This window comes from Mesorhizobium sp. LNHC229A00, from assembly GCF_000502415.1.
Classification (GTDB): Bacteria; Pseudomonadota; Alphaproteobacteria; order Rhizobiales; family Rhizobiaceae; genus Mesorhizobium.
This window is the reverse complement of the sequence record NZ_AYWQ01000006.1, coordinates 450,021-463,096: the sequence shown is the minus strand read 5'-3', so window position 1 is coordinate 463,096 and position 13,076 is coordinate 450,021. Positions and strand designations below refer to the sequence as shown.

Annotated in this window: 6 protein-coding genes; all 6 read left to right on the top strand. The window is 66.3% G+C overall.

All coding sequences use genetic code 11. The features are described from left to right. Window positions 1-65 precede the first annotated feature (65 nt). The gene (ahcY, locus tag X742_RS155130) at window positions 66-1,466 is read left to right on the top strand and encodes an adenosylhomocysteinase (RefSeq protein ID WP_015314360.1); all 1,401 of its coding nucleotides are present in this window, start codon (window positions 66-68) and stop codon (window positions 1,464-1,466) included. Window positions 1,467-1,653: 187 nt separating this feature from the next. Next, window positions 1,654-4,197 carry a PAS domain-containing sensor histidine kinase gene (locus tag X742_RS155135; protein WP_023772342.1) on the top strand — a complete coding sequence of 848 codons (2,544 nt, stop codon included), beginning with the start codon at window positions 1,654-1,656 and terminating at the stop codon, window positions 4,195-4,197. Between the two features lie 8 nt (window positions 4,198-4,205). Next, window positions 4,206-5,717 carry a tRNA (adenosine(37)-N6)-threonylcarbamoyltransferase complex ATPase subunit type 1 TsaE gene (gene tsaE / locus X742_RS155140; RefSeq protein ID WP_023772341.1) on the top strand — a complete coding sequence of 504 codons (1,512 nt, stop codon included), beginning with the start codon at window positions 4,206-4,208 and terminating at the stop codon, window positions 5,715-5,717. Then, complete coding sequence (locus X742_RS155145) at window positions 5,714-6,442, top strand: nucleotidyltransferase family protein (protein ID WP_023772340.1); 729 nt, start codon at window positions 5,714-5,716, stop codon at window positions 6,440-6,442. The genes tsaE and X742_RS155145 overlap by 4 nt, the downstream gene beginning before the upstream one ends. Further along, window positions 6,439-9,573, top strand: coding sequence for a double-strand break repair protein AddB (gene addB, locus X742_RS155150; RefSeq protein WP_023772339.1), 3,135 nt, complete (start codon window positions 6,439-6,441; stop codon window positions 9,571-9,573). Before X742_RS155145 ends, addB begins: the two co-directional genes overlap by 4 nt. After that, window positions 9,570-13,076, top strand: a complete 3,507-nt coding sequence (addA, locus tag X742_RS155155) for a double-strand break repair helicase AddA (RefSeq protein WP_023772338.1) — start codon at window positions 9,570-9,572, stop codon at window positions 13,074-13,076. The genes addB and addA overlap by 4 nt, the downstream gene beginning before the upstream one ends.

Genomic DNA, 13,076 nt, shown 5'->3' with positions numbered 1-13,076 from the left:
TCCGCAACCAATTCGCAAGCCAAACGATCAATTCACAGCAAGACAATTCGCATCGGAGCACTGCCATGACGGGTAGCAAGGATTATGTGGTCGCCGACATCTCTCTTGCCGGCTGGGGCCGCAAGGAACTCGATATCGCCGAAACCGAAATGCCGGGCCTGATGGCCTGCCGCGAGGAATTCGGCGCCAAGAAGCCGCTCAAGGGCGCGCGCATCACCGGCTCGCTGCACATGACAATCCAGACGGCGGTGCTGATCGAGACGCTGAAGGCGCTCGGCGCCGATATCCGCTGGGCTTCCTGCAACATCTTCTCGACCCAGGACCACGCCGCCGCGGCCATCGCCGAGACCGGTATTCCGGTCTTCGCCGTCAAGGGCGAGAGCCTCGAACAGTACTGGGACTACACCGACAGGATCTTCCAGTGGGCCGATGGCGGCCTCTCCAACATGATCCTCGATGACGGCGGCGACGCCACCATGTACATCCTGATCGGCGCCCGTGCCGAAGCCGGCGAGGACGTGCTGTCCAATCCGCAGAGCGAGGAAGAGGAATATTTCTACGCCCAGGTCAAGAAGCGCCTGAAGGCTTCGCCGGGCTTCTTCACCAAACAGAAGGAAGCGATCCGCGGCGTCACCGAAGAGACGACGACCGGCGTCAACCGGCTCTACCAGTTGCAGAAGAAGGGCCTGCTGCCCTTCCCGGCCATCAACGTCAACGATTCGGTCACCAAGTCGAAATTCGACAACAAATATGGCTGCAAGGAATCGCTGGTCGACGGTATCCGCCGCGGCACCGACACGATGATGGCCGGCAAGGTCGCGGTCGTCTGCGGTTATGGCGACGTCGGCAAGGGTTCGTCCGCCTCGCTCAAGGGCGCGGGCGCCCGCGTCAAGGTGACCGAAGTCGATCCGATCTGCGCGCTGCAGGCGGCGATGGACGGCTTTGAAGTGGTCACGCTGGAAGATGCGGCACCAACCGCCGACATCGTCATCACCACCACCGGCAACAAGGATGTGGTTACCCTCGACCACATGCGCTCGATGAAGGACATGGTGATCGTCGGCAACATCGGCCATTTCGACAACGAGATCCAGGTTGCATCGCTGCGCAATCTGAAGTGGACCAACGTCAAGCCGCAGGTCGACATGATCACCTTCCCGGACGGCAAGCGCATGATACTCCTTTCGGAAGGCCGTCTGCTCAATCTCGGCAACGCCACCGGCCACCCGAGCTTCGTCATGTCGGCCTCCTTCACCAACCAGGTGCTGGCACAGATCGAGTTGTTCACAAAGGGCGAGCAGTACCAGAACCAGGTCTATGTGCTGCCCAAGCATCTCGACGAGAAGGTCGCACGCCTGCATCTCGACAAGCTCGGCGCCCGCCTGACCGAGCTGTCGGGCGAGCAGGCCGCCTATATCGGCGTCACGCCGCAGGGGCCGTTCAAGCCGGAACACTACCGCTATTAACCAAAGCCGAATTCGCTACAAGATATTGATGCCGGGCGATTGACTTTTGCCCGGCATTATTTTTGCGCCGAATGATTCTTCACGCCGATTCCAGCAGGCGCTATTGTTGTGATTCGCGGGTCCGGGGGCGAGGACCGGCGGACGCGTCAGGGCGGTCTTGCATTCAGGCGGCGAAGAGGACCAAGACATGCCGGGGGAAAACCCGCTTCACGCGGGACAGGCCGTTTCCGGCGGCCATCAGGATTCGGGGACCACTGGCTCCGCCACCCGGGCACGGTGGCGTGGCCGCGCGGGGCTGTTGCTTGCCGGCTCCATACTTGCCGGTCCGCTGCTTGGCGGGGTTGCATGCGCCCAGGGCGCCGAAGTGGCTGCCGGCCTTTCGGTCAGCACGATCGAGGTCATGCAGCTTGCCGTCTTTGCCGGTGTGATGGGAGCGGCATTCCTATCGGCCATCGTTCTCATTCGCGAACGCGCGCGCATCTCGGCGGAAAATGTCGAGCTGAGAGGCCGCGTCACCGATATCAGCGCGGCGTTGCGACGTTCGGAAGCACTGCTCAATCTGCGCGACCAGCGCGTGGTCGTCTGGGCCTCGGAAAACAAGAAACCCGAACTCATCGGCACATTGCCGACCGAAAGCGGCGCGCCAGAGGAACGGGCGGCATTCCTCGCCTTTGGGCGCTGGCTGATGCCGCGCTCGGCGGCGGCACTTGAACATGCCGTGACGGGTTTGCGAGAAAAAGGCAGGCCTTTCGACCTGGTGGTGGAATCGCAGGCCGGCGCTCCGTTGGAAGTGCATGGTCGCAAGAGCGCGGCCCATGTGCTGGTGCGCCTTGTCTCGCTGTCCGAGACACAGCGCAGCCAGGCCCGGCTCAAAATCGACAACCAGCGGCTAGCCGCCGACCATGACACGATGATCGGCCTGCTCGAGGCGCTGAAGATGCCGGCATGGCTGCGCGACGAGCACGGCCGGCTGAAATGGGTGAACCGGGCCTATGCCGACGCGGTCGAAGCCGAGAACGCTGAAGCCGCCGTGCGTGACGCCCAGGAGTTCCTCGGCGGCCAGGCGCGCGAGGCCATCGCCACCCAGCACAAGTCGCATCCGGTGTTCGAGCAATCGCTTTCGACGGTGATCGAAGGCGACCGCCGCGTGTTTGCCGTGACCGACTTTGCCGGCGCCGACGGTTCGGCCGGCCTTGCCTGCGACACCAGCGCCATCGAGGCCATCCGCGCCGAATATGAGCGGACCGTGCGCAGCCATGCCGATACGCTCGACCAGCTCAACACGGCAGTCGCCATCTTCGACACGAACGAGAAGCTGCGCTTCTTCAACCAGGCTTTCCAGAAACTGTGGGGGCTCGACAGCGGCTTCCTGCACAGCGCGCCCGACAACGCCCTTTTACTCGACCGGCTGCGCAGCGAGGGCAAGATCGCCGAACAGCCGGAATGGCGCCGCTGGAAGGAGGGCCTGCTCGGCGCCTATCGTGCGGTCGAATCGCAGGAACACTGGTGGCACCTGCCGGACGGCAAGACCATTCGCGTCGTTGCCAACCCGCAACCCAAGGGGGGCGTCACCTGGGTGTTCGAGAACCTGACCGAGAAGATGGATCTCGAAAGCCGCTACCGCACCGCGGTCCGGGTCCAGGGCGAAACGCTCGACAATCTGGCCGAAGGCGTGGCGGTGTTCGGCCCCGACGGCCGGCTGCGGCTGTCGAACCCAGCCTTTGCCACGCTGTGGGGGTTGGGCACGGAAGCCGCCAAGCCCAATGTACACGTATCCATCATACGCGAGCTCAGCGATCGGCAGGCGATCGAGAGCCCCTGGCCCGGCTTCGTCGCCGCCATCACCGGCTTCGACGACGAGCGCAGCGAGCGCCACGGCCAGACCGAGCTCAACAACGGCACCGTGCTGCGTTATGCCGTGATTCCCCTGCCCAACGGGCAAGTGATGATGACCTTCGTCGACGTCACGGACAGCGTCCATGTCGAACGCGCGCTCAAGGACAGGAACGAGGCGCTGGAAAAATCAGACCAGCTCAAGAACGACTTCGTGCAGCATGTGTCCTACGAACTGCGTTCGCCGCTGACCAACATCATCGGCTTCACCGAGTTGCTGTCGCTGCCGGCGACCGGCCCGCTGACGCAGAAGCAGCGCGAATATGTCGAACATGTCGGCTCGTCCTCCTCGGTGCTGCTGACCATCGTCAACGACATACTCGACCTGGCGACCGTCGATGCCGGCATCATGCAGCTCGACATTTCCGAGGTGCATGTCGACCGCACCATCGCGGCTGCCGCCGAGCTTGTCGCCGACCGGCTGGAGGAGCATTCGATACGGCTCGCGGTCGATGCCGCCGCCGCGCCGAAGACATTCCATGGCGACGAAACGCGCATCCGCCAGATCCTTTACAATCTGCTCAGCAACGCCGCCAACTACGCGCCGGAGGCCAGCACCATCCGGCTGGCCTGTCGCCAGCTGGCGGACGGGGTCGAGTTCTCGGTTCACGACGACGGGCCCGGCATGCCGCCGGATGTGCTCGATTCGGTGTTCCGCCGCTTCGAGCCGCGCGCCAATGGCGGCCGCCGGCGCGGCGCCGGCCTCGGCCTGTCGATCGTCAAGAGCTTTGTCGAACTGCATGGCGGCGCCGTTCGCATCGAAACCGGCAAGGACAAGGGCACGACCGTCATCTGCACCTTTCCCGACGTGCCGGGTATCCGCGCAGCGGCCGAGTAGCGCGCTCGATGACGGAACCGGTGCTGGAGCGTTTGCTCGCCGACGAGACCCAGACAGCGCGGCTGGGCGAGGATCTGGCTTTGGCGCTGCGCGCGGGCGACGTGCTGGCGCTCAAGGGCGATCTCGGCGCCGGCAAGTCGACGCTGGCAAGGGCACTGATCCGGGCGCTGGCCGACGATGCCGGTCTCGAAGTGCCGAGCCCGACCTTCACGCTGGTACAGAGCTACGATACCCGCGTGCCGGTTCACCATTTCGATCTCTACCGCCTGACCTCAGCGGCCGAGCTCGACGAACTCGGCTTCGAGGAGGCGCTGGCGCAAGGTGCCGCCCTGATCGAATGGCCCGAACGGGCTGACGGCTATCTGCCCAAGGCGACGGTGCTGATCGAACTCGTCCAACATGGCGAGGGCCGGCTGGCCCGACTGTCGGGGCAAGGCGTTACCTTCGACCGTATCGCGCGCTCGCTGGCCATGCGCGGCTTTCTGGAGAGCGCCGGCTGGGGGCAAGCGCAGCGCCGACATTTCATCGGCGATGCCTCGGCCCGCTCCTACGAGATCGTAACGCTTGCCGGCGAGGCGCCACGCGTGCTGATGAACTCGCCGCGGCTGGTGCTCGGCCCGCCCGTGCGCGACGGCAAACCCTACGCCGTGATCGCCCATACGGCGCAGTCGGTGTCCGCCTTCGTCGCGATCGACCGTGCGCTGCTGGCCGCCGGGGTCGCGGTGCCCAGGATCGACGCGCAAGATCTCGACCAGGGTTTCCTGCTGCTCGAGCATCTGGGCTCGGAAGGTTTCCTCGACGGCAATGGCGAGCCGGTCGCCGAACGGTACGAGGCGGCGGCGCAACTGCTTGCCATGATGCACGGCAAGGCCTGGCCTCACCGCATGGAGGCGGCTCCCGGCATCGTCCATGACGTGCCGCCCTTCGATCGCGACGCCATGCTGATCGAGGCGGACCTGCTGATCGACTGGTACGTGCCGGCGATATCGGGCGAGCCGGCAAGCGAGGCGCTGCGTTCCGGCTATCACAAGATATGGAACGCGCTTCTCGAGCGGCTGCAAGGCAGCGAATACACGCTGATGCTGCGCGACTTCCACTCGCCCAACATCATCTGGCGCGGCGAGCGGTCCGGCCTCGACCGGCTCGGCATCGTCGACGTCCAGGACGCGCTGATCGGGCCTTGCGCCTATGACGTCGCCTCGCTCGCCATGGACGCCCGCGTCACCATGGCACCTGAGATCGAGAAGCGGACGCTCGACGCCTATGTCGCCGCGCGTCATGCTGCGGGCGGCTTCGACGAAGAAGGCTTCCTCGAAGCCTATGCAATCATGGCCGCGCAGCGCAATTCCAAAATTCTGGGCATTTTCGTGCGCCTCGAAAAACGTGACGGCAAGCCCTATTATCTCAGGCACCTGCCGCGCATCCGCGACTATCTCAAGCGGGCGCTGGCACATCCCGCGCTCGCCGATTTGCGGAATTTCCATAGCGCGCACGGGCTGCTGGAGGAACGAGCGCTGTGACAACGAAGCCGGACACCGCCATCGTCCTTGCCGCCGGGCTCGGCAAGCGCATGCGGCCGATCACCGACGCCATCCCCAAGCCGCTGGTCCGCATCGCCGGCAAGACGCTGCTCGACTGGGGCCTCGACAGCCTGGCCGCGGCCGGGGTCGGCAAGGCGGTGGTCAATGTCCATTATCTTCCCGAACAGATCGTCGCTCATGTCGCCGCGCGCCGCGCGCCGCGCATCGTTATTTCCGATGAGAGCGACCGGCTGCTCGATTCCGCCGGCGGCATCGTCAAGGCGCTGCCGGAGCTCGGCCAGGGGCCGTTCTACATCCTCAACGCCGACACATTCTGGATCGACCACGGCCCGCTCAATCTCGGGCGGCTTGCCCTTGCATGGGACGCCGCGAAAATGGATATTCTGCTGATGCTGGCGGATCTCCATCAGGCGACAGGGCACTGTGGCAGCACCGATTTCCTGGTTGCGCCGGATGGCGCCCTGCGGCGTTCAAAAGGCGACTCCGCTGGCCTGATCTATGCTGGCGCCGCGATCATCCATCCGCGCCTGTTCAAAAACGCACCCGCCGAACCGCATTCGCTCAATGCTTATTTCGACAAGGCGATTGCCGCCGGCCGCCTGTTCGGCATGCCGATGCATGGCCACTGGATAACCGTCGGCACGCCCGATGCCATTCCGCTCGCCGAAGACGCAGTGGCCGCCGCACACATCGGATCGCAATGAGCGGCTCGAGCCGCGTTTTCTCCATTCCCTCCGGAGCGCCGTTTCTGCCGACGCTGGCCGAGGCGCTGCTTGACGGCCGCCTTGTCCCCGGGTTTCGGTTCGACGGTGACCCCCTCGCTTTGGCCGACGTTACCATCTATGTGCCGACGCGCCGGGCCGCACGTGCCTTGCGCGGCGTGTTTGTCGACAGCCTGAAGGCGCGTGGGGGCGGCGGTTCCGCGATCCTGCCGGTGATCCGGCCGCTCGGCGAATTCGACGAGGATGAGGCCGCATTCGAGGCCGATCCAACGGCGGCAATCGATCTCGCGCCCGCGATCGCCGCCACCGAGCGCCTGTTGCTGCTGACGCCACTGGTGCGGGCGTGGAAACGCCGGTTGCCCGCCCATGTCGCGGCCCTCTTCGCCGAGGAGATCGTCGTCCCAGCCTCCACCGCCGACGCGATCTGGCTGGCGCGCGATCTGGCCGGGCTGATGGACGAGATCGAGACGGAAGGCACCGATTGGGCTAAACTTGCCGGCCTCGTCAGCGGCAACCTTGCCGGATGGTGGCAGGTCACGCTCGAATTCCTCGGCATCGTCACCGATGCCTGGCCGAAATTCCTCGCAGAGAGCGACCGCTCCAACCCAGCCGCGCACCGCAGCGCCCTGATCCGTGCCGAGGCCGCGCGGCTGCGGCGCAATCCACCCGCCGGGCCGGTCATAGCCGCGGGGTCCACCGGCTCCATACCCGCCACGGCGGAACTGCTTGCGACCATCGCCGGCCTGTACGGCGGTGCCATCGTGCTGCCCGGGCTGGACCAGATGCTCGACGAAGCCTCCTTCCAGGCTCTCGTCGCTCCCGGCGCGCGTCCAGCGGTGCTGGGCCATCCGCAATACGGCCTGGCAAAGCTGATCGGCAAGATCGGCGTGCTGCGCGGCGATGTCGAGGAGATCGGTGCGTCCGCGCCGAAGCTCGCGCTCCGCGCCGCCCTTGTCGGCGAGGCGCTGCGGCCGGCCGAGACCACGGAATTGTGGGCGGAAACACGAAACGGGTTTTCAGCGTCCGATATCGCTGGCGCCTTCGCCGACGTGACGCTGCTGGAGACGGCAAGCGAGCGCGACGAAGCCGTCGCGATCGCCGTCGCGCTCAAGCGCGCGGTCGAAGAGCCAGGCCAGAGAGCGGCGCTTGTCACTGGTGACCGCGCGCTGGCACGCCGCGTCTCGGTCGAGCTCAAGCGCTTCGGTGTCATTGCCGACGATTCCGGCGGCACGCCGCTGTCCAACACGCCGGCGGCCAGCCTGCTCAGACTGGCGCTCGAAGCGGTGTTCCGGCCAGGCGATCCGGTCGCCCTGTTGTCGCTGCTCAAGCATCCCCTGCTTGGCCTGGGTCTGGAACGGGTCAACGTGCGCCACGCGGCGGAATTGGTCGAACTGGTGGCGCTGCGCGGCGGCACCGGCCGCCCCGACATCGCTTCGCTGCCGAATCTTTTCGAGGCCCGCCTCACCGGGCTAGGCGACGGCAGCCGGCCGCCGTTCTGGTTTGCCCGCCTGACCGTGCGCTCCATTGAGGTCGCGCGGACCCTTCTCGCACGCCTGGCGGACGCGCTGGCGCCGCTTTCGACCTTTCGCGGCCAGGCGGAGGCCGGCCTTGCCGCGCTGGTCGAGGCCAGCGTCGCTGCCCTGGAAAATCTCGGCCGTTCGGCCGACGGTGGTCTTGGCGAACTCTACGCCGGCGATGCCGGCGAAAAGCTCGCCGAACTGCTGCGCGGGCTGGTCGCGGCTTCGGCGCCGCTGTCGTTCGCGGCAATCGAATGGCCCGATGTGATGGAGGCGCTGATCGCGCCCGAGACCGTCAAGCCGGCGCAAGGCACCGACAGGAACATTGCCATCTGGGGCGCGTTGGAGGCGCGGCTGCAGGATGTCGATACGCTGATCATCGGCGGGCTCAACGAAGGGGTCTGGCCGCGCAAGCCGGAGAGCGACCGCTTCATGTCGCGGCTGATGAAGACCGGCATCGACCTCGAACCGCCGGAGCGGCGCATCGGGCTTGCCGCGCATGATTTCCAGATGGCCATGGGCGCGAGACGTGTGGTGCTGGCCCGCTCGGCGCGTGCCGGCGACGCGCCGGCCGTGCCGTCGCGCTGGTTGCAGCGGCTGCTCACCTTCATCGGCAACGATCAGGCGGCGGCACTGCGCCGGCGCGGCGATGAGCTGCTCGCCTGGGCGCGTGCGCTCGACACAGGGCCGAAGCGGGATTTCGCGCCACGGCCGCAGCCGAAGCCGCCGCTCTCGGTCCGCCCGACACATTTCTCCGTCACCGAGATCGAGACGCTGCGCCGCGACCCCTACGCCGTGTATGCCCGGAGGATCCTTGGCCTGACGCCGCTCGATCCGCTCGTCCGCGATCCGGGTGCGGCGGAGCGCGGCACGCTGTTTCACGCCATCCTGCATCTCTTTTCGTCCGAGGTGGCCGACCCGCGCGCGCCGGACGCATTGGCCGGGCTCATCGCCGCCGGCCGCGCCTGTTTTGCCGAGGCGGTGCTTCCGGCGGATGTCGAGGCGGTGTGGTGGCCGCGGTTCGAAAAGCTCGCCGCCAACATCATCGAATGGGAGCGAACGCGCGCCGACGCGGTGATCCAGCGGCATGCCGAGGAGCGCGCCGGCAAGACTGTGGTCGGACAGTCCGGCGTAACGCTGTCCGGCTATGCCGACCGTGTCGACCTGCTGGCCGGCGGCATGGCGGACATTCTGGACTACAAGACGGGTTCCTCGCCTTCCAAGGCACAGGCCCACACGCTACTGGCGCCGCAACTGGCGTTGGAAGGGGCGCTGCTCAGGCGTGGCGCATTCAAGGATTTGGGCGCGCGCGAACCGTCGCAACTGGCCTTCATCAGGTTGAAGCCGAATGGCGAGGTGTTCGAAGAGTCCATACTGGAACACAACCGCCAACCACGCACCGCCGCCGATCTTGCCGAAGAGGCCTGGGCGCGGCTGGAAAAACTGCTGATCCATTATGCCGACCCGGCGACCGGATATCTGTCGCGCGCGCTGCCGTTTCGCGAAGGTGAAACCGATGGCGATTACGACCACCTCGCCCGCGTGCTCGAATGGTCCGCCGGCGGCGACGCCGGGGATGAGGGAGGGGAGGCATGAAAAAAACCTATCCGATCCCGAGCGATACGGCTTCGAGCCAGGCCCGGGCCGCCGATCCCGGCAATTCGGCCTGGGTGTCGGCCAATGCGGGATCGGGCAAGACGCACGTGCTGGCCCAGCGCGTCATCCGGCTGCTGCTCAACGGCACCGATCCCTCGAAGATATTGTGCCTGACCTATACGCGCGCCGCGGCCGCCAACATGTCGAACCGGGTTTTCTCCACGCTGTCGGAATGGACATCGCTGGCTGATCTGGAGTTGGCCGCCAGAATAGAGGCGCTGGAAGGGCGCCGGGCCGATCGCGACACCATGCGCCGCGCCCGCCGCCTGTTCGCCGAGGCGCTGGAGACGCCTGGCGGGTTGAAAATCCAAACCATCCACGCCTTCTGCGAATCCGTTCTGCATCAGTTCCCCCTGGAAGCCAACATCCCCGCCCATTTCGAAATGCTCGACAGCCAGATGGAGGCCTCGCTTTTTGCCGCCGCGCGCCGCGAGATGATCTCCGCCGCCGGCGACAGGACTTTGGCGGAGGCCTTCGCCGCTATCTTGGAACGCGGCGGTGAAGCCGGTCTCGATGCCTTGCTCGGCGAGATCGTACGCAAGCGTGAGGGATTGCGCGATTTCCTCGATGCTGTCGGGCGTGACAGCTTCCAGCCCTTGTTCGATGAATTCCATTTCCAGCCCGGCCAGACCGCCGAAGGCATAGCGGCATCTGTATGGCCGCTGCCTGGCTTCCTGCCGGACTATTTTGCCGGCTTTGCCCAGGCAGCCGAAGCCACCGACGCCAGGTCGGTGTTGAACAACATCCTGCCCTATGCGCGCCAGGCCTTCGCGGAGAGCGACCCTGTCCGCCGGCTGCAGTTGCTTGCAAGAGCCTTCCTCAAGACCGATGGCGATCCTTATGATCCGGCAAAGGCGTTCAAAAAGGCGCTCACCGACCGGCTGCCTGACCTAGCCGAGCGCTATGTGTCGGCCGCCACCGCCATCATGGAGACTGTCGACCGGCTGGCGCTATTCCGGATGCTGGAGGGCACATGTGCGGCCCTGACCATCGCCGGCTGGCTGATCGCACGCTACGAAGTGCTGAAGCGCGGCCGCGGCTTTCTCGATTTCAACGACCTGATCACCCGCACGGTGAACCTTTTGGCGCGGCCCGATGCCGGCCCATGGGTGCAATACAAGCTCGACCAGGGCATAGATCACATCCTGCTCGACGAGGCGCAGGACACCAGCCCGGATCAATGGGAGGTGGTGAAGCGGCTGGCGGAAGAATTCTTTGCCGGCTTCGGTGGCCGCGACCGGGTCCACCGCACGGTCTTTGCCGTCGGCGACGAGAAGCAGTCGATCTACTCCTTCCAGGGTGCGGCACCCGACTCCTTCGCCGACAGCCGGTTGTTGTTCGCCGGGCGTGTGCGCGATGCCGAAGCGTCCTTCGCCGACCTCAAGCTGACCTGGTCGTTCCGCTCCACGGACGATGTGCTGGCCGCCGTCGACCGGGTCTTTGCCGATCCCATCGTGCGGCGCGGCATCAGCCACGATCCCGATCCGCTGAACCACAAGGCGATCCGCACCGATGCGCCGGGCTATGTCGAGGTCTGGCCGTCGATCGGTGCCGAGGCCGTCGACGAGCCCGACGACTGGGCGCAAGCGATCGACCATGCCCATGCGCCGGCGGTACGCGTCGCCGAGAATGTCGCGGCCACCATTGCCGGCTGGATCGGCAAGGGCGAAATCATCGAGGGCCGCGGCAAGCGGCTGCGGCCGGGCGACGTGCTGGTGCTGGTGCGCAAGCGCGACAGCTTCGTCCACGCGCTGACCCGCGCGCTCAAGCGCCGCGACATCCCGGTTGCCGGCGCCGACCGGCTGAGCCTGTCGGGCCATATTGCGGTCAAGGACCTGATCGCGCTCGGCCATCTTTTGATGCAGCCGCAGGACGACTTGTCGCTCGCCGCTCTGCTGCGCAGCCCGGTCTTCGACCTGCCGGAAGAGACACTGTTCACGCTCGCCGCGCAACGGCCGCCCGGCGTGTCGCTGGCGGCATCGCTACGCCAGCACGCCGGCGAAAGCGAAACGCTCGCGGCCGTCGTCGCGCGACTCGACGCCTGGGCTGACGAGGCCGCCTTCAAGCCGGTGTTCGAATTCTATGCTGCCCTGCTGGCGCGCGAAGGCGTACGCGGCAAGATGATTGCGCGGCTCGGGCCGGAAGCCGGCGATATTCTCGATGAGTTCCTGAGCTTCTGTCTTGCCGAAGAGCGGACCGGCCTGCCCGGGTTGGAAGCCTTCCTGTCGACACTGGAAAACGCCGGCCCAGAGATCAAGCGCGAGATGGACCAGACCCGTGACGAGGTCCGGGTCATGACCGTGCACGCGGCCAAGGGCCTCGAGGCGCCCGTGGTGTTCCTGGTCGACGGCGGTTCCGCCCCGTTCAGCGACCAGCATTTGCCGCGCCTGATGCCTTTCGACGGCTCAGGCCGACATTGGGACGGCAGGGGTTATCTTTGGCGTTCGGCCAGCGACGTCGCCAACGGCTTCTCGAAGACGGCCGCCGCTCGCGCCCGCGAACTCGCCGACGACGAGTACCGCCGGCTGCTCTATGTCGGCATGACGCGTGCCGAGGACCGGCTTATCGTCTGCGGCTATCACGGCAAGCGGGCGCCGAACGCCGGCACCTGGCATTCTATCGTCAGCCGCGCGCTGAGCGCCGCGCCCGAAAGCGAACAGCGTCCGCATCCTGCCGACGGGGAGCCTGTCTACCGTTTCCACGTCACCAAACTGCCGCCGGTCGCGCCAAGTCCGGGCGAACAGGCGCGGCAGACCGATGCTTTCGGCCCCTTGCCGGCGACCCTGTTCAGGCCCTTGCCGCCTTTCGAGAACCTGCCGCGCCCCCTGTCACCGTCGGGCGCCTCGGCGCTGATCGACGAAGGCAAGGAAGGGGTTGTCGACAAGGCGTCGCCGGTGTTGGACGCCGCTGCCGAGCCAGGTTTTGCCGTGCTGCGCGGGCTCGCCCTGCACAAACTGCTGCAGATGCTGCCCGGCATCGCCGAGGACGCACGGGAGGACGCTGCGAAGCGTTATCTCTCCCGAACGGGTGCGGCGTGGCCTGAGGGCGAGCGTGAAAAGGCCCTGGCATCGGTCATCGCCATCCTTTCCGACTCCGGCCTCGGCCAACTGTTCGCGCCCTCCTCGCGCGCCGAGGTCGCGATCATGGGCAGCCTGGAGGTCAAGGGCAAAATCCGCTCCATTTCCGGCAAGATCGATCGGCTGGCGGTGGCCCCGAATGCGGTCTCGATCGTCGACTACAAGACCAACCGGCCCGCACCCGCCTCCCTGGCGGAAGTCCCGCCGGCCTATCTGCTTCAGCTCGCGCTCTATCGCGCCCTGCTGCAGCCGCTTTATCCCGGGCGGGAGGTCAAGGCAGCCCTGCTGTTCACCGAAGCGCCAAGACTGATCGAACTGCCGTCCCGGGCCATGGACGACGCCCTTGCCCGACTCACGGGAGCGTGA